This window comes from Sphingomonas rubra (assembly GCF_900115745.1).
GTDB lineage: Bacteria > Pseudomonadota > Alphaproteobacteria > Sphingomonadales > Sphingomonadaceae > Sphingomonas > Sphingomonas rubra.
This window is the reverse complement of record NZ_FOXP01000008.1, coordinates 128,538-152,813: the sequence shown is the minus strand read 5'-3', so window position 1 is coordinate 152,813 and position 24,276 is coordinate 128,538. Positions and strand designations below refer to the sequence as shown.

The following is a 24,276-nucleotide window of genomic DNA, read 5'->3' as shown; positions in this document are numbered from 1 at the left end:
TCCAGGGCCACGGGCGTACTCGCTGCTTGGCCCTGGACCCCGGCACGAGGCCGGGGTGACGATCAGTCGTCCGGCCCCAGTCTGGGGTCGAGATCCCGCGGCCGGGTGAAGCGCGCCAGCGTCGCCCCGCCGCTGCCGGGGGAGGTCCATTCGCCCTCCCACGTCAGTTCCGCCAGCGCCGCGGTCGGGAACTTCATCTCCACCGCCGCCCGCGCTGCGCCCGCGTCCGCCAGGTCGAGCACCAGTTCTTCCAGCCCCGGATTGTGGCCGACCACCAGCAGCGTCGCCGCATCCCCCGCCAGCGCCGCGACCACCTCCATGATCTGCTCGGCCGGCGCCAGGTACAGCCTTTTGTCCCATATCGGATCGAGCGACTGGCCGCAGGTCGCCCCGACCTCCGCCAGCGTCTCCACCACGCGCACGGCGGGCGAGGCGATCACCCGGTCAAAACGCAGCCCCTCGCGCGCAAGGTGCCGCCCCATCGTCCGCGCCGCGCGCCGGCCCTTGTCGTTGAGCGGCCGGTCGAAATCGCGTGCCACCGTGTCGTCCCAGCCGGACTTGGCATGGCGCAGCAGCGTCAGCGTCTTCATGGGCTCTCCGGCATCAGGCACCTGCCCCATGCCCCAGGCGGACGCCCGAGGAAAGTGACTCGGATAGCCGCGTCGCCACCCGCGCCACCGCCTCGTCCAGCGTCACCCGCGTCACCGCCACCCCCGGCGGAAAGGCGGACAGCAGTCGCGACGGCGTCGCCGCCGACAGCAGCACGAACGCGCCGCGATCGTCGGCCCGCCGGATCAGTCGCCCGAACGCCTGCGCCAGCCGCGCCCGCACGATCCGGTCGTCGTAGGCGGAACCGCCGTTGGCCAAGCGCCGCGCCGCGTGCAGCACGGACGGCTTGGGCCACGGCACCCCCTCCATCACCACCAGCCGCAGCGAGTGGCCCGGCACGTCGACCCCGTCGCGCAGCGCGTCCGTGCCGAGCAGCGAGGCGTGCGGATCGTCGCGGAAGATGTCGACCAGCGTCCCCGTGTCGATCGGGTCGACGTGCTGCGCGTGCAGCGGCAATCCCTCGCGCGCCAGCCGATCGGCGATCCGCCCGTGCACCGCGCGCAGGCGCCGGATGGCGGTGAACAGCCCCAGCGTGCCACCCCCGCTCGCCACGATCAGCCGCGCATAGGCATTGGCGAGCGCGCCCGTGTCGCCCCGCTTCACGTCGGTGACGATCAGCACCTCGGACTGCGCAGGATAGTCGAACGGGCTCGCCGCCTCGAACCGCGCCGCCGCGCGCGCCAGGTGCGGCGCGCCCGTCCGCGCCTCCGCCACCGACCAGTCGCCGCCGCCGGTGAGCGTCGCCGAGGTCACCAGCACGCCGTGCGCGGGCTTCAGCACCGTCTCCGCGAACGGCCGCGTCGGGTCGAGCCAGCGGCGATGCAGCCCCACGTCCCACTCGCGCCCCTCGCTGCGGTCGACGCCCAACCAGTCGACGAAGTCCGCGTCCGCCGGTCCGCCGATCCGCGCCAGCAGCGCCAGCCACGCCGCCACCGTCTCCGCGCGCCAGCCGATCGAGGCGATCGCCCCCTCCACCCGCGCCCGCGCGCCTGCGTCGAGCCAGTCGGGCGCCTCGTCCAGCACCGCCTGCAACCGCTTGGCGAGGGCGGTGAGCGGCCGCACCAGCGCGTCGAGCGCCTGCGCGGCGGGTGCCGCTGCCTCGATCAACTCCGGCGTCGGCTCGGCCAGTTCGGTTTCCAGCCCGTATCCCGCATCCCCCGGCTGCTCGGCGCGCGCGTAGGTCAGGCCGCGCACGGCGGCGAGCAGCGCCTCGATCGGCCCGAACGGCGCGCCCTCTGCCAGCCGCCCCAGCCACCCGTCCGCCGCCAGCGCCCCCGCCGCGCGCACCGCGTCGGCGATCGCCTGCGCGCCGCCCTCGTCATAGGAGGCGACGTCGGACAGCCGCGCCTGCAACCCCCGCCGCCGCCCGCGCCCGCCCGCTTCCGGCCCGAGTATCCAGCGCCTGAGCTCGATCGTCTCCGATCCCGTCAGCGCCACCCCGAACATCGCGTCGGCGGCGTCGAACAGGTGATGCCCCTCGTCGAACACGTAGCGTGTCGGCCGATTTGCCGTCTCGCGCCCCCGCGCCGCGTTGACCATGACGAGCGCGTGGTTGGCGATGACGATGTCTGCCTCGGCGCTCGCCCGCGCCGCCCGCTCGATGAAGCATTTGCGGTAATGCGGGCAGCCGGCATAGACGCACTCGCCGCGCCGGTCGGTCAGCGCCGCTGGACCGTTGCGCCGGAACAAGGTCGGCAGCCAGCCGGGCAGGTCGCCCCCCACCATGTCGCCGTCCGCCGAATAGGCCGCCCAGCGCGCGACCAGTTGCGCCAGCACCGCCGCGCGCCCGGCGAAACCGCCCTGCAACGCGTCCTCCAGGTTGAGCAGGCACAGGTAATTCTCCCGGCCCTTGCGCGTCACCACCCGCTCGCGGCGCAGCACCGGATCGGGATAGACCCGCGCCGTCTCCGCCGACAATTGCCGTTGCAGCGCCTTGGTATAGGTGGAAATCCACACCGCGCCGCCCGCCGTCTGCGACCACAAGGATGCCGGCGCGAGATACCCCAGCGTCTTGCCGATTCCCGTCCCTGCCTCGGCCAGCACCATGTTGGGGGCGCCCTGCACGGATCGCGGCGCGAAGGCGGCGGTGGCGGCCCCGGCATAGGCGCGCTGCCCCGGCCGCTCCTCCGCGCCGCCACCGGTCAGCGTGGCGAGCCGCGCCTCCGCCTCGCCCGGATCGATCGCGACGGTGCGCGGGTCCGGGCGGGGCGGGGCCTCCTCCCACTCGGGCAAGGTCGCGAACAGCCACCGCTCGTTGCGTTCCGGCTTGGCGAGCCGCGGCCCGATCACCGGCGCCCATGGCCAGCGCAGCCGCGTCAGCGACTGTGCCGCCGTCCACGCGCCTTCGCGCTCGCGCCACGCGCCGTCGGGCACCGCCAGCAGCGCGGCGGTCGCCTCCAGCAGGAACGCCGCCAAATCCTCGTCCGCGTCAGGCGGCGACAGGTCCACGGCGCGCGCCAGCCCGGCAGGCGTCGGCACCGCGAACCGCGCGGGGTGGAGGAACGCGAACAGCTCCAGCAGGTCGAGCCCCGACAGCTCGGCATAGCCCAGCCGCTGCCCGACCAAGGGCGCATTGAGCAGGATCACCGGCGTCTCCGCCGCCACCCGGATCGCCTCGCCCCTGCCCACCGGCCGCGTGCCGAGCGCATCGGCGATCCAGATGCCGCCATGGCTGGCGTGAAGGGCGGGATAGGCGATCACGGCGCCTTATGTGGGCGGAACGGACCGGAAACGCCAGCGCATCCATGCGGGAGAATACCATGGAATTAGGCAGGATCGACATCCGGCAAGAGGCTGCGAATTCCAGTGTTTGTCACCCCCGCGCAGGTCGAGGCTCACTTGGGAGAGGGCTATCAAAGCAGCGTAATGCTTCGCATGCACGTCTTCCACCTGGGGTCAGGCCCTCGGCGGGATGGCAAAACCGTGAATGTCAATCCGCCCTTGATTGACAACGCATGTAAAGGACGCTTGACGTAAAGCTAGCTTTCCATGTAAAGTCTCCTTCACATCGTCAGGGAGATCAAGGATGACCAGTTCACGTGCACGGCGACGCTACAGCATGGCGGTTCTGGGTTGTTCGGCCGGCTATGCCGGGGCACTGTTCGGAGCCACAAGCTATTTCAAGAATCATCCCGACGGCCGATCGCTGGTCGCCTACATCGCCGCGATCGTGCCCGCGCTGCTTATCATCGGCATCTTCGTCGCCATCGGTCGCTACTTGGTCGAGGAGCGTGACGAGTTCGTCCGTATGCTAATGATCCGTCAAACGCTGGTTGCATCGGGACTGGCGCTTAGCCTGGCGACGTTATGGGGCTTTCTGGAAAGCTTCCGGCTGGCGCCCCACGTCGATGCCTATTGGTTCGCCATCGTCTGGTTCGGTGGGTTGGGATTGGGAGCTTGCATCAACCGGTTCACGCTGGGACGTGAGGCATGAACAACCGGCTGCGCGCGCTGCGGGCCGAGCGGATGTGGAGCCAGCAGCATCTCGCCGATCAACTCGACGTCAGTCGACAAAGTGTCAACGCGATCGAGACGGGCCGCTACGATCCTTCGTTGCCGCTCGCCTTCAGGATCGCCGAGCTGTTCGACCTCGCTATTGAGGACGTCTTCGTCAGTCCGTCATTGGTGGCCTGAGCGCCCGCCATCGGCATGCGGTCGGCCGCGCAAAAAAGGCGCCCGGGTTTCCCCGGACGCCTTCCGATCCAGGCCGCGCCTCGGCGCAGGCCCGCGATCTCACATCCCGTTCGACAGGTTCGTGTCCGCGTCGTTGGTCCGCATGTCCTCGGCCTTGTTCTCGCCCATGTCGCGCACCGTGTCGGCGCGGTTCTCCAGCGCGTCCTCGCGGGCTTCGGTGTTGGCGTTGTCGGCCATCTCTTCCAGATTGTCGGCGACGGCCTCGCTGTTCGCCTCGATATTGTCGGCGGCCTGCTCCTGCGGCGTGTTGTTGCAGGCGGCCAGCGAGGCCAGACCGGCGGCGAGGCCGAGTGCGAACATCTTCTTCATGCGGATCATCCCTTTCGTGACGGCTCGAAATGCCGACGGAGAATAATCGTCCGCTATCCGAATCGTTCCGGATGCCCATCGATCCCGCCTCCGTCGTGGCCGTTGCCCTACGAGCGGCAGATCGGCCATAAGTTGGCGGCGGTTCTCCGGCCGCTCTTGCTCATCATCGCGTTTTCGGAAACGATCGCGTCCGCAGATTTCCGTTCAGGGGTCAATCGAGTCAAGCGGAGCGCGCCAACAGGCACCGGCGCGCAATTTCTCGACGGGCGCTCGCCCGAACTTCCGCGCGGACGCCGCCTCCGCTAACAGGCCCCGATGACCGATACCGACCTCCGCACCGAGGCGCTCGCCTCCAAGGCCTGGCCGTATGAGGAGGCGCGGAAGCTCCTCGCCCGCTACCCGCAAGGGAAAGGTGCGCCCATTCTGTTCGAGACCGGCTACGGCCCCTCGGGGCTTCCGCACATCGGCACCTTCAACGAGGTGCTGCGCACCACCATGGTCCGCAACGCCTTTCACGCGCTCAGCGACCAGCCGACCCGCCTGCTCGCCTTCTCGGACGACATGGACGGTCTGCGCAAGGTGCCCGACAACGTGCCCAACGGCGACATGCTGCGCGAACATCTCGGCAAGCCGCTGACGCGCATCCCCGATCCCTTCGGCACCCACGACAGCTTCGCCGCGCACAACAACGCGCGGCTGCGCGACTTCCTCGACCGCTACGGCTTCGACTATGAGTTCGCCTCGTCGACCGACTATTACACCGCCGGCCGTTTCGACGACGCGCTGCGGCTGGTGCTCAAGCATTTCGACGCCATCCAGGGCGTCATGCTGCCGACGCTGCGAGCCGAGCGCCGCGCCACCTATTCCCCCGTGCTGCCGATCAGCCCCAAGTCCGGCATCGTCCTCCAGGTGCCCGTCGAGGTCGTCGACGCCGCCGCCGGCACGATCGCCTTCGTGGATGACGACGGCGAGCGGATCGTCCAGTCGGCGCTTGGCGGCATGTCGAAGCTCCAGTGGAAGGTCGACTGGGCGATGCGCTGGGTGGCGCTCGGCGTTGATTACGAGATGGCGGGCAAGGACCTGATCGACTCGGTAATCCAGTCGGGCAAGATCGCCCGCGTCCTCGGCGCCCGCCCGCCCGAGGGCTTCAACTACGAGATGTTCCTCGACGAGCACGGCGAGAAGATCTCCAAGTCCAAAGGCAACGGCCTGTCGATGGACCAGTGGCTCACCTACGGTCCCGACGAGAGCCTCGCCTTCTTCGCCTATCGTGAGCCGAAGAAGGCCAAGCAGCTCCACATGGGCGTGATCCCGCGCGCGGTGGACGAGTATTGGCAGTTCCGCACCAACTATGCCGGCCAGGACGTCAAGCAGCGGCTCGGCAATCCCGTCCACCACATCCACGACGGCGACGTGCCGGCGGAGACGCTGCCGGTCGGCTTCGGCCTGCTCCTCAACCTCGCCAGCCTGCCCGGCGTCGGCGACCGCGACACGATGTGGCGTTTCCTCGAGCGCTACGACCCGGCGCTGTCGCCCGAGGCGAATCCCGCGCTCGACCGCCTTGTCGGCTACGCCGTCGCCTACGCTCGCGATTTCGTCGCCCCGACGCTCCAGCGCCGCGCGCCGACCCTGGCGGAGGCGGAGGCGCTGTGCGCGCTGGACGCCGAACTCGCCAAGCCGGTCGAGGAGGACGACGCCGCCAAGGCGCTGCAGGACCGCGTCTACGAGGTCGGCAAGCGCTTCTACGGCAAGGAGCATCTACGCGACTGGTTTGGCGTCCTCTACGAAACGCTGCTCGGCGCTGCCCAGGGGCCGCGCATGGGCAGCTTCTTCGCCCTCTACGGCGTCGAGGGATCGCGCCGCCTGATCGCCGAGGCGCTGTCCTATCCCGCCGGCTGAGGCACTCCGCCGACCGCTCTCCGCGCTTCGCTCGTTCCTGACCAGCGAGGCGTCGGGCGGGATCGTGCTGATCGCCGCCGCCGCGCTGGCGATGCTCGCGGCGAACCTGGCGGCCACGCGGGAGCTGTACGAAGCTATACTCCACCACGCGACCGGCCCGGTGCTCAGCTCCGCACTCGGCCCGATGACGGTGCATCTGTGGATCAACGACGGGCTGATGGCGGTGTTCTTCCTGCTCGTCGGGCTGGAGATCAAGCGCGAGCTGGTCGATGGCGGCCTCTCGCGTCCGTCGCGCCGGGTGCTGCCCTTCCTCGCCGCGGGCGCGGGGATGGCGGTGCCCGCGCTCCTCTATCTCGCAATCGCCGGCGGCACGCCGGGCCTGGCGCGCGGCTGGGCGATCCCGGCGGCGACCGACATCGCCTTCGCGGTCGGCATCCTCGCGCTGCTCGGCTCCCGCGTGCCGCCCTCGCTCAAGATCTTCCTGACCGCGGTGGCGATCGTCGACGACATGGGCGCGGTGGCGATCATCGCGCTGGTCTACACCGCCGGACTGGACTGGGGCGCGCTCGCCGCCGCGGTGGGGGTGGTGGCGTTGCTGGCCGCGCTCAACCGGCATGGCGAGATGCGGGTGTGGCCCTACCTGGTCGGCTTCGCCTTGCTGTGGTGGCTGATGCTGCGGTCGGGCGTTCACGCCACCGTCGCCGGGGTGATCGCCGCGTTGCTGGTGCCGATCGCGCCCTCGCCCGGCGCGCCCGACGACGCGACGTCGCCGCTCCACCGGCTGGAACATGCGCTGAGCCCGTGGGTGGCGTTCGGCGTGGTGCCCCTGTTCGCCTTTGCCAATGCGGGCGTGTCGTTCGCCGGCATCGAGCTGGAGACGCTGACCCACCCGCTGGTGATCGGCATCGCACTCGGCCTGTTCCTCGGCAAGCAGCTGGGGATCGCTGGCGCGATCCTGCTGGCCGAGCGGTTCGGCCTCGCCAAACGCCCCGGCGGCGCGCCGTGGCGGCAGGTCTACGGCATCGCGCTCCTCGCCGGCATCGGTTTCACCATGAGCCTGTTCATCGGCCAGCTCGCCTTTCCCGGCGACCCCGTGCTCGCCGACGAGGTCAAGCTGGGCGTGCTCGGCGGCTCGCTGCTGGCGGCGGTGTCGGGCTATCTCCTTCTCCGCTTCGCGCCGTCCAGGGAACCGCCATGCGCCGCTTCTTCGCCCCCGCCCAACTGACCCACGCGCCCGCGCTGGAGCTGCATAACGGCGGCTTCACTCCTTACGCCGAGGTGCCCGCCCGCGCCGAGGCGATCCTGGCCGCGATCGGCGGCGCGGAGGCGCCGGGGGACGAGGGCGACGTCCCCATCCGCGCCGTCCACGACGCCGCCTATCTCGCCTTCCTGCGCGACGCGCCGGCGATGTGGCGCGTGGCGGGGCGACCGGGAGAGGCGATCCCCTACGCCTTCCCGATCGTCCGCCGTCGGCCGCTCCACCTCTCGCGCATCGACGCGCTGCTCGGCGTACACGCGATGGACGCGACCACGCCGATCACGCCCGGCACCTGGACCAGCGCCTATGCCAGCGCGCAGACCGCCTTGGCCGCCACCCGCGCCGTCCTCGCCGGCGAGCGCGCTGCCTTCGCGCTGTGCCGTCCGCCCGGCCACCATGCCGGCGCCGATTATTGCGGCGGCTACTGCCACCTCAATGTCGCCGCGATCGCCGCGCAGGCCGCGCGCGACGCCGGCCGCGTGCGGGTCGCGATCCTCGACATCGATTATCATCACGGCAACGGCACGCAGGACATCTTCTGGACACGCGACGACGTGTTCTACGCCAGCGTCCACGCCGACCCCGCGACCGATTACCCCTTCTTCTGGGGTCACGCCGACGAGCGCGGCGAGGATGCGGGGGAGGGCGCCACGCTCAACCTGCCGCTGCCGCGCGGCACCCGGCTCGACGCCTTCCGCCGCGCACAGGGGCAGGCGCTGGCGGCGATCGGCGCGTGGAGCCCCGACCTGCTCGTCGTCAGCTTCGGCGCGGACACGTGGGAAGGCGACCCGATCTCCGGCTTCGCGCTCACCACGGCGGACTACGCGATCCTCGCGCGCGACATCGCCGTCGCCGGCTGGCCGACCGTGATCGTGATGGAGGGGGGTTACGCGGTGGACGCGCTCGGCGCCAACGTCGCGACGTTCCTCGGCGGGTTCTGACGTTGCCGCTCGACGCCTGCGGGCCTACAGCGCAGCCATGACGTCAGACATTCGCTCGCTCAACGACCGCGTCGCGGTCGCTCCGCAGATCGCCGCGGGCGACCTGCCCGCGATCGCCGCGGCGGGTTACGTCGCGATCGTCAACAACCGGCCCGACGGCGAGGAGCCGGGTCAGCCCGCGGGCGACGACATCCGCGCCGCGGCGGAGGCGGCGGGCCTATCCTACCACGCCGTGCCGGTCGGTCGCGCCGGGATCGGACAGGCGGAACTCGACGCCATGACGGCGGCGCTCGCCGGGGCGGACGGGCCGGTGCTCGCTTACTGCCGATCGGGCACGCGCAGCTGCAATCTCTGGGCTCTCGCCGCTGCCCGGGTCGGTCGCGATCCGGCCGTGATCGCCGCGCAGGCCGGGGCGGCGGGCTATGATCTTTCCGCGCTCCGTCCGACACTGGACGCGATGGCGACGCGGCGGTGACATGACGCCGACGCTGATCGCGGCGCTGGCAGGCGCCGGGCTGCTCGCGACGGTGGGCGGCGGCTGGCTGGTCGCGCGTCGCGGTCGAAGCGCGCGGATCGCCAGCCCCGAGGAGGCCGCCACTGCCGCCGAGGACGCGCATCCCGGCTTCGTCGTCGCGGGCGCGGTGGTCGGCGCGGACGGCGGCGGCGCGCTGGCGGTGGCCGCGAACGGCCGGGTCGCGGCACTGGCGCGCCGCGGCCGGCGCCTGGTGTCGCGCGAGGTCTCATGGCGCGCGATCCGCTCCACCGCCGACGGCATCGTGGTGGAGACGGGCGATCGCCGCCTGGGCGACGTCGAACTCGCGGGCGTCGACGTTCTCGATATCCGCCGGCTCGCCCCGGCCGCGCGGTCGTCGGAGATGGCGAGCGGCTGACCGGATCAGTTCAGGCTCTTCGACGCCTGTTCGAACAGGTCCTTGGACACGCCCGGTACGGCGATGATCCGCTCCAGCTCCGCGCGCATCATCGCGCCGCGCGTCTCGTCGAAGCGCCGCCAGCGGCCGAACGGCGGCAGCAGCCTGGCGGCGGTCTGGGGATTGAGCTTGTCCAGGCCGATCAGCTGATCGGCCAGGAACCGGTAACCGGCGCCGTCGGCCCGGTGAAAGGCGCGCTGGTTGACGCCGAACGCGCCCAGCAGCGATCGTGCGCGATTGGGGTTGGCGGGCGCGAAGTCGGGATGGCGGGCGAGTTCGGTGACCCGGTCGGTCGTGTCGGCGCGCGGCGACAGCGCCTGCGCCTGGAACCATTTGTCGATCACCAGCGGATCGCCGGCGTATCGGTTGTAGAAGATGTCCAGCGCCGCCTCGCCCTCGTCGGCGTCGAGCGAGATCAGCGTCTGCAACGCGGCGAGCCGGTCCGTCATGTTGTCGGCCGCCTCGAACTGGCCGAAGGCGAGCGAGGCCGCGTCGGGCGCGCCGCTGGCGGCCAAATAGGCGAGCGCGGCATTGCGCAGGCGGCGCTTTCCCTTCTCCGCCGGCGTATAGGCGTACGGCACCGCCGGCCGCTCGGCATAGGCGGCACGCCAGCGGGCGGCGAGACGGACGCCGAGATCGCGGTGCAGCGCCTCGCGCGCGGCGAACACCGCGTCCGGGTCGACCCGAGCGAGCTGATCGCCGACGAACGCGTCCGAGGGCAACAGCACCGCCTCGGCGACGAAGGTCCGGTCGAGCCCGGCGGCATCGAGGGTGGTGGCCACCGCTGCCAGCACCGCATCGTGCTCCGCCCGACCCTCCACGACCGCGGCGACGAGGGTGTCGAGCATCAGCTGCTGCATCGCCTCGTAGCGGGCGAACGGATCGTCGTCGTGCGCCGACAGGAAGGCGAGGTCCGCCGCGTCGCGGTCGCTTTCCACGATCACCGGGGCGGAGAAGCCGCGGTTGATCGACAGCACCGGCCGCTCACCGACGCCGTCGAACACCAGCGTGTCGGTGGCGTCGTCCAGGATCACCAGCCGCTCGTCGGTGAGCGGGCGCCCCGTGGCGGCGCCGAACAGCCTCAGCCGCAGCGGCAGCACCATGGGCTGCTTGTCGGGCTGGCCGGGCGTGGCGGGTACGTGCTGCGCCAGCCGCAAGGTGGCACGGCCGCTGCCAGCTTCGTGATCGATCGAGGCGGAGACGCGCGGCGTGCCCGCTTGGCCGTACCAGCGGCGGAAACGGGCCAGATCGCAACCCGACGCTTCTTCCATGCAGGCGACGAAATCCTCGCACGTCGCGGCCGTGCCGTCGAACCGGTCGAAGTACAGGTCGGTGGCGGCGCGAAAAGCGACCGGCCCGACGATGGTGGCCATCATCCGGACCAGTTCGGCGCCCTTGTTGTAGATGGTGGCGGTGTAGAAGTTGCTGATCTCCTGATACGCATCCGGCCGGACGGGATGCGCGAGGGGCCCGGCATCCTCCGAGAACTGCGCGGCGCGCAGCGTGCGGACGTCCTCGATCCGCTTCACCGCGGCCGAGCCCTGGTCGGCGGAGAAGCCCTGGTCGCGGTAGACGGTGAAGCCCTCCTTCAGGGAGAGTTGGAACCAGTCGCGGCAGGTGACGCGGTTGCCCGACCAGTTGTGGAAATATTCGTGTGCGACGACGGCCGCGACGCCGTCGTAATCGACGTCGGTCGCGGTGTCGGGATCGGCGAGGACGTAGCGGCTGTTGAAGATGTTCAGCCCCTTGTTCTCCATGGCGCCGAAATTGAAGTCGTCGACCGCGACGATGTTGAACACGTCCAGATCGTACTCGCGGCCATAGACGCGCTCGTCCCAGGCCATCGCCAGCTTCAGCGCGTCGAGCGCGTGGGCGGTGCGCGGCAGGTCGGCGGCGCGCACCCAGATGCCGAGCGTCACCTCGCGCCCCGAGCCGGTCGTGAAGGTGTCGGCATTGACGCGCAGGTCGCCCGCGACGAGTGCAAAGAGATAGCAGGGCTTGGGGAACGGATCGTGCCACTCGGCCCAGTGGCGTCCGTCGTCCAGTTCGCCCGCGCCGACCGGGTCGCCGTTGGCGAGCAGCACCGGGTAGCGCGCCTTGTCGGCCGTCATCCGCACGCGGTAACGGCTGAGCACGTCGGGACGGTCGGGAAAGGGCGTGATGCGGCGGAACCCCTCCGCCTCGCACTGGGTGCAGAGAATGCCCTTGCTCGCGTAGAGGCCCATCAGCTGGGTGTTGCGGTCGGGCGCGATCTCCACCTCCGTTTCGACCAGATGCGCGTCGCCGGGCAGCGCGATCACCAGCTGACCGTCTTCCATCCGCCAGTCCGCCGCAACGCCGTCGACGGCGACCGAGAGCGGCGGCGGCCCCTCGTGATCGAGGCGGAGGTCGCCGGCACCGTTGCGCACCACCGACAGGGCCGCGCGCACGCGGGTGGCGGCGGCATCGAGATCGAACGCCAGGGCGACGTCGGGCACCGACCAGGCGGGCGGCCGGTAATCGGCACGATGGATGACCGTGGGCTGGGCGACGGCGTGCTGGATGTCCATGAGGAGGTTATAGACGAGGGCGCGCCCGGTTCCAGCGCTTGCTAAGCAGGGCAGGCATGCTACCCGGCCGGCACAGAAGAGAGGATGCGGGAATGTTGCGTAGATCGGCCGTGCTGACACTGTTGGCGGTGACCACGTCGGGATGGGCGCAGACACCGCCGACGGTGCCGCCGAGTGCCACGCAGGCGGCGCCCGCCCCGGCCAAGCCCGCGACGCAGCAGGCAACCGCGACCCCCACGCCGCCCAAGCCGAGCGCGACCGAGCTGAATGCCCGGGTAACCGCGCCGCTGCCCCCGGCCGAGGCGGCGATGAAGGCGCACGTCATGTTCCTCGCCTCCGACGCGATGAAGGGGCGCGAGGCGGGCAGCCCCGAATACGACATCGCCGCGCAGTACGTCGCCGCGCAATTCTACGCCGCGGGCCTGCGGCCGGGCGGCGACCAGGGCGGCTATCTCCAGCACGTGCCGCTGGTCAGCTACCGGGCGGACGGCGAGGGCAGTTTCGTCTGGACCGGTCGCGGTGGACGGCCGACGCCGCTCGCCTTCGGCACCGACTACGTGCCCGTGCCCAACCCGGTGAAGGCGGAGACGAGCGTGTCGGCGCCGGTGGTGTTCGTCGGCTACGGCATCGACGCGCCGCAATACGGGCAGGCCGATTACAAGGGCGTCGACGTCCGCGGCAAGATCGTGCTGTTCTTCGGTGGCGTCCCGTCGCGCTTCGGAAGCGAGGAGCAGGCGTTCTTCGGCTCGATCCGGACCAAGCTGGAGGAGGCGGCGCGGCGCGGCGCCGTTGGCGTGATCCAGATCGGCGGCTCCCGACGGCCGGGCATGACGGCGGCGCGCCTGGCGCAAGGATATGACCGGCCGCGGATCACCTGGGCCACGGCCAAGGGCACCGGCGGCGCCGCGGGCGCGCCGCAGCTCGGCACCATCACGCGCGAGGGCGCGGCCAAGCTGTTCTCGCTGCGCGACTGGGCACGCATCGTCGCCGAGGCGGAGAAGCCCGACCCGCGCTTCCGCCCGCAACCGCTCAACGGTACGCTGACGGTGGCGTCGAAGACGAGCTTTACGCCGCTCCAGAGCAGCAACGTCGTCGGCCTGCTGCCCGGCACCGATCCCGCGCTGAAGGATCAGGTGGTGATCCTGTCGGCGCATCTCGACCATATCGGCGTCGGCGAGCCGGTGAACGGCGACGCGATCAACAACGGCGCGCTCGACAACGCGATCGGCATCGCCAGCCTGATCGAGGAGGCCAAGCGTTTCAAGGCGGCCGGCACGGCGCCCAAGCGCACGATCATGTTCCTGGCGGTAACCGCCGAGGAGAAGGGGCTGGTCGGTTCCGACTATTTCGCCAACCATCCGACGGTGCCGCTGAAGAACATCGTCGCCGACGTCAATTTGGACATGCCGATCCTCCTCTACCCGTTCGAGGACATGGTGGTGTTCGGGGCGGAGCGCTCGACGATCGGCCCGATCGTGCGGCGCGCGGTGGAGAGCGCCGGCGTCGTGCTGTCGCCGGACCCGATCCCGGAACAGGGCATCTTCGTCCGCTCCGACCATTTCCGCTTCGTCCAGAAGGGCGTGCCGTCGGTGTTCCTGTGGCCGGGTGCGAAAGGGCCGGGCAAGGCGGCGATCGACCGCTTCCTGTCGACCAACTATCATCGTCCCTCCGACGATTTGTCGCAGCCGATCCTGTGGGATCAGGGCGTCCGCTTCATCGACGTCAACTACCGCATCGCCCGCGAGATCGCCGACGCGCCGCAGCGGCCGGTGTGGAACAAGGGCGATTATTTCGGGACCTTGTACAAGGGGCCGATGGCGAAGTGAGGCGTACCACATTTGTCATGCCGGGCTCGTCCCGGCAGCCAGGGCCATGGGCGCTCCGCTGCTTGGCCCTGGACCCCGGGACAAGCCCGGGGTGACGATGTGAGCAGGTTGCTGGTCTTCGGGCTGGGCTACGCGGCGGGGGTGATCGCCCATCGGTTGCGGGCGCGTGGTTGGGCGGTGGCGGCGACCGGGCGGAACGGGACGCTGCGGTTCGATGATTCGGAGGCGGTGCGTGGGGCGCTCGCCGCTTCGACGCACGTGCTGTCGTCCGTGCCGCCGAGCGAGGAGGGCGATCCGGTGCTCGCCGCCTACGGATCGCTGATCGGGGGCAAGTGCCTGTCCTACCTGTCCTCGACCGGCGTCTACGGCGACACCGGTGGCGCGTGGGTGGACGAGACCGCGCCGGCCGATCGCGGGCGTCGGAGGGCGCGCAACGCCGCCGACGCCGACTGGCTGGCGCTGGGAGCGCGGGTGTTCCGGCTGCCGGGCATCTACGGGCCCGGCCGCTCGCCGCTCGATCGGGTGCGCGAGGGCAAGGCGCACCGGGTCGGGCTGGCCGATCAGGTGTTCGGGCGCGTCCATGTCGACGATCTGGCCGAGGGAGTGATCGCCGGGCTCGACGCGCCGTCGGGGGCGTACAACCTCGCCGACGACTGGCCGTGCCCGCAGGACGAGGTGGTCGCGTACGCCGCCGCGCTGCTCGGCCTGTCGCCGCCGCCGATCGTGTCGCTCGCCGACCTGTCGCCGATGGCGCGGGGCTTCTACGCCGAGAACCGCCGCGTCGCGAACGGCAAGGCAAAGCGCGTGCTCGGCTGGGGGCCGCGATACGCCGATTACCGGTTGGGCCTGCGCGCGCTGAGCGCCACGACCAGCCCGGCGCCCGCGAGCAGCGCACCGGCCACCGACAGGGTCGACCAGCGATAGCCCTCGAACAGCGTCGACAGCAGCATGGCGATGACCGGCACGATGACGCTGGAATAGGCCGCCTTGGCCGGCCCGATCACCCGCAGCACGCGGTAGTAGAGCGGAAAGGCGAGCGCCGAGGCGGCGAGGCTGAGATAGAGGATGCCCGCCCAATAGCCCCAGCGATGCTCGACGCTGGGCGGCCCCGATAGCGTCCAGGCGACGCACGCGTCGAGCGCGGCGCCGACCAGCATCGCCACCGCGAGCGTCGCCGCCATCGGATAACGCTTGGCCCGCTCGGTCGCTTGGAGGACGTTGGCGCCCGACGCCGACAGCACCGCCAGCAGCGTCCAGCCGATGCCGGCGAGGGCAGCGCCCGGCCCGTGCGGATCGACGCGCGCCTCGTGGACGAAGAGCAAGGCGACGCCGGCCATCGCGATCGCCGATCCGAGCAGCAGCTGCCGGCCCAGCCGCTGGCCGAGGAATAGGCGGGCGAACCCCGCATTGGGGACGAGGAGCAGTGCGAACACGACGGAGACGAGGCCGGAGGTGATGAACGCCTCCGCCCGGTAGACGAAGTTGAAGTTGAGCACGAACTGGAGCAGCCCGATCGCCGCGGCGAAGGCGAACCCGCCCGCGCCCAGGTGAAAGCTCTCGCGCCGCACCGCCGCCCAGCCCGCCATGGCGACGCCGGCGACGAGGAAGCGGTAGGTGACCGACCAGCCCGCGGGCACGACGCTGATCTGGTCGCGGATCACGATCCAGGTCGATCCCCAGATCAACGTGACGATCGCGAAGGGGACGAGGATCGCCGCCCGCGTCGACTGGGGGCGGGCATCGCTCATAGCGTGTCGATCGCGTCGGCGAGGCGGGCGACGTCGTGCTCGGGCGTGTCCCAGGCGGTGACCATCCGGACCTCGCCCGCGGCCCAGTCGTAGAAGTCGAAGCCTCGCGCGCGCAGCGCCGCCGCTTCCTGCGGGGTGGCGCGCAGGAACACCTCGTTGGCCTCGACCGGGTGGACGAGGCGGTCGCCCGCGGCGCTCGCCAAGGTAGCGGCGCGCGCGTTGGCGGCGCGGGCGTTGTCGAGCCACAAATCGCCCTCGACCATCGCCAGGATCTGCGCGGCCAGATAGCGTCCTTTGGACAGGAGCAGCCCGGCGCGCTTGCGGCGGCGCAGCGTCGCGTCGGCGAGGGCGCGGTCGAAGAAGACCAGGCATTCCGCACTCATCCCGCCGTTCTTGACGAAGCCGAAGCTCAGCGCCTCGACGCCGGCGCGCCAGGTGACGTCGGCGGGGGAGCAGCCGGCGGTGGCGACCGCGTTGGCGAAGCGGGCCCCGTCCATGTGGAAGCGCCAGCCGCGGCTCCTGGCGAGCTCACCGATCGCGGCGACCTCGTCGGGACGGTAGACGAGGCCGTACTCGGTCGCGTTGGTGATCGACAGGCAGTGCGGCTGAACGCGGTGGACGTCGTCGGCGATCGCGTCGGCGGTGGCGCGGATGGTGTCGGGGGTGAGCTTGGCGCCCTCGCCGTCGCAGAGCAGCAGCTTGGCGCCGTGGGTGTAGAATTCGGGGGCGCCGCCCTCGTCATTCTGGATGTGCGCGTCGCGGTGGCAAAGGATGCCGCCATAGGGTGGGCACATGGCGGCGAGCGCGAGGCAGTTGGCGGCGGTGCCGGTGGAGACCCAGAGCGCGCGCACCTCCGTCTCGAACAGGTCGGACAGGCGGCCGTCGAGCGCCTTCGACAGCGCGTCGCCGTCATAGGCGGTGTCGAGCGCGTTGGCGTCCGCCATGGCGGCGAGGACGCGCGGGTGAACGGCAGCGGCGTTGTCGGAGAAGAAGCGCATTCCCAGCGCCTTGGGGGGAGCGGCGGGCGGGGTCAACGGGCGGAAGTTGCCACTTGCTTGACTCGATTGACCCCCAGACGGAAACTTGTCGCGCGGATCGTTTCCAAAAGCGATGGTAAGAAAGAGCGGGTGCCGTGAGGAACCGGGTTGGTTATCGCACAAGTGCGGCTTGTAGGACAGCGCTGGGTTGAATGTTGCTCTTTCTCTGCCACCCCGGCGAAGGCCGGGGCCCAGGTGGAAGACGCCGGTAATGGATGTCGAGCTTCATCATTAACGCTTTCCCAACTGGGCCCCGGCCTTCGCCGGGGTGCGAGAATGCGGAACGTCGATCCGCGTTAGAATTCCTCGTCGGGTGGGCCTTCGTCCGCCTCACCGCGGTCCTCGTTGCGGCGGTCGTCGGGGGGTGGCCCGCGGCGGGGGCCAACGACGATGGAGCCGTCCTCGTTCTGGCGCAGATCGAGGCCGAGTCCTTCGAGCTGGTCCTGCGCGGCGCCGATCGCGTCGGTGCCGATGCCGTCGATCTGTTCGCCGAGATTGTCGATGAGGTTGGGATCGATCACCTCCTCCGGCGCGGCGACCGCGACGGGGGCGATGCGCAGCGCGTTCTGCATGAAGCCGCGCCAGATCTGCGCGGGCAGGCCGCCGCCGTGGAGGCCGGGGTTGGGCGAACTGTCGTCGTTGCCGACCCATACGCCGACCACCAGGTCGCCCGCGAAGCCGATGAACCAGCCGTCGCGCTCCTGTTGGGACGTGCCCGTCTTGCCCCAGGCATCGACCGACAGCACCGCCTGCCGCCCAGTGCCGCGGATCGACGAGCCGAGCAGGCGCAGCATGTTGGCGCGTACGTCCGCCGGCATCGCCTTCTGGCCGCCGGTCAGCTGCTGGTACCAGTTCTTCTCGTCGGTCCTGTCGAGCCCGCGCGGGACGACGGGATAGCGCCCCTCCGCGATCGCGGCGTAGGCGGCGGTGAGTTCGAGCAGCGTCACCTCCGACGTGCCGAGCCCGATCGTCGCTTCGTTGGCGATGGGGGTGGTGATGCCGAGGTCGCGCGCCGCCTTGATGACGTTGCGCACGCCCACCTCCTGCGTCAGCCGCGCCGCGGCGACGTTGGAGGAGCGGGCGAAGGCGCGGGCGAGGCTGATCGGGCCGAGATAGCGCCCGTCGTCGTTCTTCGGCTTCCACCCGGCGATCTCGACCGGCGAGTCGTCGACGGTGGAATCGGGCGTCATGCCGGCGCGCATCGCGGCGAGGTAGACGAACAGCTTGAAGGTCGATCCCGGCTGGCGCTTGGCCTGGGTCGCGCGGTTGAACGGGCTCTTGGCGTAGTCGCGGCCGCCGACCATCGCGACGACGCGGCCGTCGGGATGCATCGCGACGATCGCGGCCTGCGCGCGGCCGAGGCCGCTGCCGCGGATCGCCTGTTCGGCAGCGCGCTGGAGACGCGGGTCGAGCGTGGTGCGGACGGTCGACTCGGACGACACCTCGCCCGCCGCCTCGCGTGCGGCGGGGAGCACCCAGTCGGCGAAATAGGTGCCGGCGGGGAGGGCACCGGCCTTTTTCGGGAGCACGCGTTGCGGCTGGACGGCGCGCGCCTCCGCCGCCGTCAGGAAGCCGGCGTCCTCCATGGCGGCGACCACCAGCATCTCGCGGGCGCGGGCGCCCTTGAGGTTGCTGGTGGGGGCGAGGCGGGAGGGCGCCTTGACCAGGCCGGCGAGCATCGCCGCCTGGCCGATGTTCATCTTGTCGGGCGTGCGGCCGAAATAATGCTTCGCGGCGGCGGTGAGGCCGTAGACGTTGTCGCCGAAATAGACGTTGGACAGGTAGCGCGACAGGATCTCGTCCTTGGTCAGCCACGCCTCCAGCCAGAAGGCGATCATCACCTCACGGATCTTGCGCGCGGCGGTCCGGTCGGAATCGAGAAAGGCGTTCTTGGCGAGCTGCTGGGTGATGGTCGAGCCGCCCTGGCGGACGCCGCCCGAGCCGACGTTCGCCCAGGCCGCGCGCAGGATGCCGCGCGGATCGATGCCCCAGTGCGAGTAGAAGCGCCGGTCCTCGATCGCCATGAACGCCTCGCGGACGTGCGCGGGCAGGCGGGCGGCGTCGACGGGCGCGCCGATGACCGCGCCGCGCCGCGCGATCGGCGTGCCGTCCGCCGCGGTCAGCGTGATCGACGGCGGGGTGGGGGGCTTGAGCGACTGCGACAACGGCGCGGTGAAGGCGAGCCAGATGACGGCGACGACGAGCAGGACCACGCCGAGCGCGGTGCCGCGGACGATCCAGCGGCCCCAGGGGAAGCGGCGGCGTGGTTCCTGCTCCGGTTCGGGTTCGTCGCGCCAGTCGTCGAAGGCGCCGGAGCGGAGGGCGGGGTAGGCGTCGGCGGCGGCGCCACGCTCGGGCCAGAGGCGCGGACGATCGTCACGGTCGGGATCGTAACGGTCGGGCCGGAGCGGCGGAACGGTAGACACGCTGGCTGTTCTATCCGGATAATACACCCGGCGCAATCCGGGGGGACGGTGTAGCCGGGTGCGCTAACGGTGCAAAGCTGAACCGGGGGTGAGGGGGAGGCCTGGTTGCGCAAACCTGTCCGTCCACCCCGGCGAAGGCCGGGGTCCAGGTGGGAACGCTGGCGTGGTCATCCGGAAACGCTACCCAACTGGGCCCCGGCCTTCGCCGGGGTGGATGTTGACGGGTGGGTCAGCGACTGGTCGTGCCGCCCACGACGCGGGGGAGCGGCGCGGGTTGCTGGTCGGGCTCGCCGGCCAGGCCGCCGCCGAGCGAGCGGTAGAGTTCGACCAGATTGTTGGCGCGGGTCAGCCGCGTGGTGACGAGCTGCTGGCGCGCGGCATAGGCGTTGCGCTGCGAGTCGAGCGTCGTCAGGAACGAGTCGACCCCCGCCCGGAAGCGCGCGTCCGACAGGCGCGCGGTGATGCCGGCGGCGTTGGCGCGGGCGGTCTGCGCGGCGACCTGCTCGGTGATGGTGCCGCGCTGCGCCAACGCGTCGGCGACCTCGCGGAAGGCGGTCTGGATCGCCTGTTCGTAGGTGGCGACCGCCGCCTGCTGCGAGGCGCGGGCATAGTCGAGATTGCCCTTGCGGCGGCCCGCGTCGAACAGCGGCAGCGTCGCGGCGGGGGTGCCCTGGTACGTGAAGCTGCCGCCGCCGAACAGGCCGGACAGCGCGGTGGAGATCGTCCCCAGCGTCGCGGTCAGCGAGATGGTCGGGAAGAAGGCCGCGCGCGCCGCGCCGATGTTGGCGTTCTGCGCGATCAGCTGGTGTTCCGCCTGGAGCACGTCGGGCCGGGCGAGCAGCACCGCCGAGGTGACGCCGGCGGGCAGCGCATCGCGGGTATAGTCGGCGGTGCCGAGTTCGGTCGGCAGCAAGGGCTGCGCGACGGTGGTGCCGACCAGCAGGTTGAGCGCGTTCTGGTCGCGCGCGATCTGCGTGCTGAGCGCGGCGATGTCGTTGCGGGCGGCCTGGAAGTTGGTCTCCGCCTGCCGCACCTCCAGCTCGGAGCCGACGCCGACGCGGAATTGCGCGGTGGTGAGGTCGAGCGTCTGCTTGAACGCGCCCAGCGTCTCGCGCGACAGGCGCAGCTGTTCCTGGTCGGACGCCATCGTCAGCCAGGCGCTGGCGATCTCCGCGACGAGGCTGATGCGCGCGGAGCGGCGGGCCTCCTCGCTGGCGAAATACTGTTCCTGCGCGGCGCGGCTGAGGTTGCGGACGCGGCCGAACAGGTCGAGCTCGAATTGCGAGAATCCGAGGTTGACCGAATAGGCCTCGATATTGCTCGACGTCGCGCCCGAGCCGACGCCGGCCCCGGCGCCCGCCCCCGCACCGGCTCCGCCGCCGGCACCCGCGCCGGTTCCCGTCCCCGTGCCGCCGGTTCCCGCACCCGCGCCGCCAGCACCGCCGGCCGCGCCGAAGATGTTGTTGGTGTAGATGCCGGTGCCGGTAACGCCGGTCGACGGCACCAGGTCGGCGCGCTGGACGCGGTATTGCGCGCGTGCCTGGAGGACGTTGGCGGCGGCGATGCGCAGGTTCCGGTTGTTCTCCAGACCCAGTGCGATCACGTCGCGCAGGCGCGGGTCGAGGAAGAAGTCGCGCCAGCCGATCCGCGTCGGGTCGGGCGCGTCGGTGGGGCTGGCCGGATAGACGCCGCCCTCCGGCAGCGTCGCGGGGACGGCGCCGACGGGGCGGACGTATTTGGGGGCGAGATTGCAGCCGGCGAGCAGCGTCGTGCCCGCGAGCAGCGCGAGGAGGGGGCGGTTCATGGTCAGGCTCCCTGCGGCGCTTCACCGCCGTCGGAGGATCGGTTGCCGCCGTCGGGCGTGATGTCCGACGAGGCGTTGGGCTTGTCGGCGTTCGCCGACGAACCCGCTCCGCCGGCGTCCTCCTTGCCGTGGCCGAACAGGCGGCTGACGGTGACGAAGAACATCGGCACGAAGAAGATCGCGAGCACCGTCGCCGACAGCATGCCGCCGACCACCGCGCGCCCGATCGCATTCTGCCCGCCGGCACCCGCGCCGGTCGACAGCGCCAGCGGCAGCACGCCGAAGACGAAGGCGAGCGACGTCATCAGGATGGGCCGCAGGCGCAGCTTGGCCGCCTCCACCGCCGCGTCGAACGGCGACATGCCGTCGCGTAGGCGTTCCTCGGCGAACTCGACGATCAGGATCGCGTTCTTCGCCGCCACGCCGATCGTGGTGATGAGGCCGACCTGGAGGTAGATGTCGTTGTTGAGCCCCGTCAGCGACGCCGCGAGCAGCGCGCCGACCACGCCGAGCGGCACGACGAGCATCACCGCGATCGGCACCGACCAGCTCTCGTAGAGGGCAGCCAGGCAGAGAAAGACGATGATCAGCGACAGCGCGTAGAGCGCCGGTGCCTGACCGCCCGACAATTGCTCCTCGTAGGACAGGCCGGTCCAGCTGAGGCCGGTGCCGGGCGGCAGCTTGTCGTGGATCGCCTCCATCGCGTCCATCGCGCTGCCCGTCGACAGGCCGGGGGCGGGGGCGCCCTGGATCTCGAAGGCGGGGACGCCGTTGTAGCGCGTCAACTGCACGGGTGCCTTGGTCCAGCTCTGCGTCGAGAAGGCGGTGAACGGCGCCATCTGCCCACTCGCGCCGCGCACGAAGAAGTCGCCGATCGATGCGGGGTTCAAACGGTATGGCGTGTCCGCCTGCAGGTAGACGCGCTTGACGCGGCCGCGGTCGATGAAGTCGTTGACATAGGCGCCGCCCCAGGCGGTGGAGATGGTCGAATTGATCTCCGACAGGTCGAGGCCTAGCGCGCGCGCCTTGTCCTGGTCGACCTCGACGTTGAGCTGCGCGGCGTCGTCGAGGCTCAGCGGGCGGACCTGGGTCACGCCCTTGTCGCCCATCGCCATGCCCAGCATCTGGTTGCGCTTGGCGAGCAGCCCCGCGTGACCCGCGCCGCCGGTGTCGGTCAGCCACAGGTCGAAGCCGGTCGCATTGCCGAGTTCGGACACCGCCGGCGGCGACAGGGCGAAGATCATCGCGTCGTGGAACTGCGATAGCGGCCCCATGGCGCGGCCGGCGATCGCCGCGGCCTTGTTCTCCGCGCCCGAACGCTCCTCCCAGTCCTTCAGGTTGATAAAGGCGAGGCCGGCGTTCTGGCCTTGCCCCGCGAAGGAGAAGCCGCTGATCGTAAAGACGCCCTTCACGTTGGCGCTCTCGCTTTTCAGGAAATGGTCGCGAACGGTGTCGAGCGCCTTGTCGGTGCGGCCGGCGGTGGCGCCCGACGGGCCTTGGACGAGCGCGATCAGGTAGCCCTGGTCCTCGTCGGGCAGGAAGCCCGTCGGCATGCGGACGAACAGGAAGCCCATGCCGAGCACGATCAGGAAGTAGACGAGGAACGACCGTTTCCAGCTGCGCGCGGTGCGCTTCACGCCGCGCTCGTACTTGACCTGCCCGCGGTCGAACTTGTCGTTGAACCAGTTGAAGAAGCGCTGCGGCCAGCCGCGGATGCCGGGCTTGGGCTCGTGATGGCGAGCGGGATCGTGGGGCTTCAGGATCGTCGCGCACAGTGCCGGCGTCAGGATCAGCGCGACCATGATCGACAGCACCATCGCCGAGACGATCGTGATCGAGAACTGGCGGTAGATGACGCCGGTCGAGCCGCCGAAGAACGCCATCGGCAGGAACACCGCCGACAGGACCAGCGCGATGCCGACCAGCGCGCCGGTGATCTCGTCCATCGACTTGCGCGCGGCTTCCTTGGGGCTGAGCCCCTCGGTCTGGATCAGCCGCTCGACATTCTCGACCACGACGATCGCGTCGTCGACGAGCAGGCCGATGGCGAGCACCATGCCGAACAGCGTTAGCGTGTTGATCGAGTAGCCGGCGAGCGCCATCACCGCGAAGGTGCCGAGGAGCACGACGGGCACCGCGATCGTCGGGATGATCGTCGCGCGCCAGTTCTGCAGGAACAGGAACATGACGAGGAAGACGAGCACCACCGCCTCGATCAGGGTGTGGACGACCTGCTCGACCGACAGCCGCACGAACGGCGTGGTGTCGTAAGGGTAGACGACCTTCACGTCGGGCGGGAAGCCCTTGGCGATGCGCGCGACTTCGTCCTTGACGGCGGTGACGGTGTCGAGCGCGTTGGCGCCGGGGGCGAGGCGGATGCCGAAGCCCGAGGCCGGGTGGCCGTTATATTTCAGGTCGAAGCCGTAATTCTCCGAGCCGAGGGCGACGCGCGCCACGTCGCTGAGGCGCACCACGGCGCCGCTCGCCGCCGTCTTCAGGCGGATGTTGGCGAATTCCTGCGGCGTCTGGAGGCGCGACTGGACCGAGACGGTCGCGTTGAGCATCTGCTCCTTGGGCGCGGGCAGGCCGCCGATCTGGCCGGCCGAGACCTGCGCGTTCTGCGCGGTCACTGCCGCCGTCACGTCGGCCATGGTCAGCTGATAGGAGGCGAGCTTGATCGGATCGACCCAGATGCGCATCGCGTACTGCGACCCGAACACCTGCGCCTCGCCGACGCCGTTGACGCGGCTGATCGGGTCCTGAAGCCGCGACACGACGTAGTCGGCCAGGTCGGCACCGTCATGGTCGCCGTTCTCGGAATAGAGGCCGACGACGAGCAGGAAGTTGTTGGCCGACTTCTGCACCTGCACGCCCTGGCGCTGGACCTCCTGCGGGAGGAGCGGGGTCGCCGCGGCGACCTTGTTCTGCACCTGGACCTGCGCGATGTCGGGATCGGCGCCCTGTTCGAAGGTGAGCGTGATCGTCGCCGCGCCCGCCGAGGTCGACGAGGACGAGAAATAGCGGAGGTTGTCGATGCCCTTCAGCTGCTGCTCGATGATCTGCGTCGTGGTGCGCTCGATCGTCTCGGCGTCGGCACCGGGATAGACGACGTTGATCGCGACCGCGGGCGGCGCGATCGTCGGGAACTGCGCGATCGGCAGCGTGCGGATGGCGAGCGCGCCCGCCAGCATCAGCACGATGGCGATGACGAAGGCGAAGATCGGCCGATCGATGAAATAACGGGACAT

The 24,276-nt window shown here is 70.6% G+C and carries 18 protein-coding genes; 9 read left to right on the top strand and 9 right to left on the bottom strand.

Going from position 1 to position 24,276, the window contains the following annotated elements; all coding sequences use genetic code 11:
* Positions 1–62 precede the first annotated feature (62 nt).
* Both BM145_RS11380 and BM145_RS11375 read right to left on the bottom strand, forming a co-directional pair.
* A complete protein-coding gene (locus BM145_RS11380; RefSeq protein ID WP_093333762.1) occupies positions 63–590 on the bottom strand; it encodes a SixA phosphatase family protein in 528 nt (175 codons plus the stop codon).
* A gap of 13 nt (positions 591–603) precedes the next feature.
* Entirely contained in the window at positions 604–3,309 is a 2,706-nt protein-coding gene (locus BM145_RS11375) for an ATP-dependent DNA helicase (protein WP_093333761.1), read from the bottom strand.
* 358 nt (positions 3,310–3,667) lie between these two features.
* Between BM145_RS11375 and BM145_RS11370 the strand changes: the two genes are divergently transcribed.
* Together BM145_RS11370 and BM145_RS11365 are read left to right on the top strand one after the other, a co-directional pair.
* Positions 3,668–4,042: a hypothetical protein gene (locus BM145_RS11370; RefSeq protein WP_245739285.1), complete on the top strand. Its 375-nt coding sequence runs from the start codon at positions 3,668–3,670 to the stop codon at positions 4,040–4,042.
* Complete coding sequence (locus tag BM145_RS11365) at positions 4,039–4,242, top strand: helix-turn-helix transcriptional regulator (protein ID WP_093333759.1); 204 nt, start codon at positions 4,039–4,041, stop codon at positions 4,240–4,242. Before BM145_RS11370 ends, BM145_RS11365 begins: the two co-directional genes overlap by 4 nt.
* Before the next feature lie 99 nt (positions 4,243–4,341).
* On the opposite strand, the gene BM145_RS11360 is transcribed toward BM145_RS11365, so the two are convergent.
* Complete coding sequence (locus tag BM145_RS11360; RefSeq protein ID WP_093333810.1) at positions 4,342–4,611, bottom strand: hypothetical protein; 270 nt, start codon at positions 4,609–4,611, stop codon at positions 4,342–4,344.
* Between the two features lie 315 nt (positions 4,612–4,926).
* Between BM145_RS11360 and BM145_RS11355 the strand changes: the two genes are divergently transcribed.
* The 5 genes from BM145_RS11355 to BM145_RS11335 are packed head-to-tail and all read left to right on the top strand — an operon-like array spanning position 4,927 to position 9,599.
* Entirely contained in the window at positions 4,927–6,510 is a 1,584-nt protein-coding gene (locus BM145_RS11355) for a lysine--tRNA ligase (protein WP_093333758.1), read from the top strand.
* Positions 6,497–7,735, top strand: coding sequence for a Na+/H+ antiporter NhaA (nhaA, locus tag BM145_RS11350; RefSeq protein ID WP_093333757.1), 1,239 nt, complete (start codon positions 6,497–6,499; stop codon positions 7,733–7,735). The genes BM145_RS11355 and nhaA overlap by 14 nt, the downstream gene beginning before the upstream one ends.
* On the top strand, positions 7,705–8,709 hold the full coding sequence (locus BM145_RS11345; RefSeq protein ID WP_093333756.1) for a histone deacetylase family protein: 1,005 nt from the start codon (positions 7,705–7,707) through the stop codon (positions 8,707–8,709). The genes nhaA and BM145_RS11345 overlap by 31 nt, the downstream gene beginning before the upstream one ends.
* A 37-nt stretch (positions 8,710–8,746) precedes the next feature.
* Positions 8,747–9,184: a protein tyrosine phosphatase family protein gene (locus tag BM145_RS11340; RefSeq protein ID WP_093333755.1), complete on the top strand. Its 438-nt coding sequence runs from the start codon at positions 8,747–8,749 to the stop codon at positions 9,182–9,184.
* A gap of 1 nt (position 9,185) precedes the next feature.
* Positions 9,186–9,599 (top strand): hypothetical protein, encoded by a 414-nt coding sequence (locus tag BM145_RS11335; RefSeq protein ID WP_093333754.1) that lies wholly within the window; start codon positions 9,186–9,188, stop codon positions 9,597–9,599.
* A gap of 5 nt (positions 9,600–9,604) precedes the next feature.
* Here the strand turns inward: BM145_RS11335 and pepN are convergent, their stop codons facing one another.
* The gene (pepN, locus tag BM145_RS11330; protein ID WP_093333753.1) at positions 9,605–12,187 is read right to left on the bottom strand and encodes an aminopeptidase N; all 2,583 of its coding nucleotides are present in this window, start codon (positions 12,185–12,187) and stop codon (positions 9,605–9,607) included.
* 92 nt (positions 12,188–12,279) lie between these two features.
* On the opposite strand from pepN, the gene BM145_RS11325 reads away from it, so the two are divergent.
* Positions 12,280–14,013, top strand: a complete 1,734-nt coding sequence (locus BM145_RS11325) for a M28 family metallopeptidase (RefSeq protein WP_093333752.1) — start codon at positions 12,280–12,282, stop codon at positions 14,011–14,013.
* A gap of 99 nt (positions 14,014–14,112) precedes the next feature.
* Positions 14,113–14,937 carry a Rossmann-fold NAD(P)-binding domain-containing protein gene (locus tag BM145_RS11320; protein ID WP_093333751.1) on the top strand — a complete coding sequence of 275 codons (825 nt, stop codon included), beginning with the start codon at positions 14,113–14,115 and terminating at the stop codon, positions 14,935–14,937.
* On the opposite strand, the gene BM145_RS11315 is transcribed toward BM145_RS11320, so the two are convergent.
* From BM145_RS11315 to BM145_RS11295, 5 genes are all read right to left on the bottom strand, one after another.
* Positions 14,847–15,761 carry a DMT family transporter gene (locus BM145_RS11315; protein WP_093333750.1) on the bottom strand — a complete coding sequence of 305 codons (915 nt, stop codon included), beginning with the start codon at positions 15,759–15,761 and terminating at the stop codon, positions 14,847–14,849. The genes BM145_RS11320 and BM145_RS11315 overlap by 91 nt on opposite strands.
* Positions 15,758–16,759: a threonine aldolase family protein gene (locus tag BM145_RS11310; RefSeq protein ID WP_093333749.1), complete on the bottom strand. Its 1,002-nt coding sequence runs from the start codon at positions 16,757–16,759 to the stop codon at positions 15,758–15,760. Before BM145_RS11310 ends, BM145_RS11315 begins: the two co-directional genes overlap by 4 nt.
* 335 nt (positions 16,760–17,094) lie before the next feature.
* Positions 17,095–19,224 carry a transglycosylase domain-containing protein gene (locus tag BM145_RS11305; RefSeq protein ID WP_177200179.1) on the bottom strand — a complete coding sequence of 710 codons (2,130 nt, stop codon included), beginning with the start codon at positions 19,222–19,224 and terminating at the stop codon, positions 17,095–17,097.
* A gap of 229 nt (positions 19,225–19,453) precedes the next feature.
* Positions 19,454–21,028 carry an efflux transporter outer membrane subunit gene (locus tag BM145_RS11300; RefSeq protein ID WP_177200178.1) on the bottom strand — a complete coding sequence of 525 codons (1,575 nt, stop codon included), beginning with the start codon at positions 21,026–21,028 and terminating at the stop codon, positions 19,454–19,456.
* A gap of 2 nt (positions 21,029–21,030) precedes the next feature.
* On the bottom strand, positions 21,031–24,276 hold the full coding sequence (locus BM145_RS11295) for an efflux RND transporter permease subunit (protein WP_093333746.1): 3,246 nt from the start codon (positions 24,274–24,276) through the stop codon (positions 21,031–21,033).

Coding starts and splice junctions, on each gene's coding strand:
- BM145_RS11295 (WP_093333746.1), bottom strand. CDS start 24,276: ATGTCCCGTTATTTCATCGATCGGCCGATCTTCGCCTTCGTCATCGCC.
- BM145_RS11335 (WP_093333754.1), top strand. CDS start 9,186: ATGACGCCGACGCTGATCGCGGCGCTGGCAGGCGCCGGGCTGCTCGCG.
- BM145_RS11380 (WP_093333762.1), bottom strand. CDS start 590: ATGAAGACGCTGACGCTGCTGCGCCATGCCAAGTCCGGCTGGGACGAC.
- BM145_RS11310 (WP_093333749.1), bottom strand. CDS start 16,759: ATGCGCTTCTTCTCCGACAACGCCGCTGCCGTTCACCCGCGCGTCCTC.
- BM145_RS11325 (WP_093333752.1), top strand. CDS start 12,280: ATGTTGCGTAGATCGGCCGTGCTGACACTGTTGGCGGTGACCACGTCG.
- BM145_RS11300 (WP_177200178.1), bottom strand. CDS start 21,028: ATGAACCGCCCCCTCCTCGCGCTGCTCGCGGGCACGACGCTGCTCGCC.
- BM145_RS11340 (WP_093333755.1), top strand. CDS start 8,747: ATGACGTCAGACATTCGCTCGCTCAACGACCGCGTCGCGGTCGCTCCG.
- pepN (WP_093333753.1), bottom strand. CDS start 12,187: ATGGACATCCAGCACGCCGTCGCCCAGCCCACGGTCATCCATCGTGCC.
- BM145_RS11315 (WP_093333750.1), bottom strand. CDS start 15,761: ATGAGCGATGCCCGCCCCCAGTCGACGCGGGCGGCGATCCTCGTCCCC.
- BM145_RS11370 (WP_245739285.1), top strand. CDS start 3,668: ATGGCGGTTCTGGGTTGTTCGGCCGGCTATGCCGGGGCACTGTTCGGA.
- BM145_RS11360 (WP_093333810.1), bottom strand. CDS start 4,611: ATGAAGAAGATGTTCGCACTCGGCCTCGCCGCCGGTCTGGCCTCGCTG.
- BM145_RS11345 (WP_093333756.1), top strand. CDS start 7,705: ATGCGCCGCTTCTTCGCCCCCGCCCAACTGACCCACGCGCCCGCGCTG.
- BM145_RS11355 (WP_093333758.1), top strand. CDS start 4,927: ATGACCGATACCGACCTCCGCACCGAGGCGCTCGCCTCCAAGGCCTGG.
- BM145_RS11365 (WP_093333759.1), top strand. CDS start 4,039: ATGAACAACCGGCTGCGCGCGCTGCGGGCCGAGCGGATGTGGAGCCAG.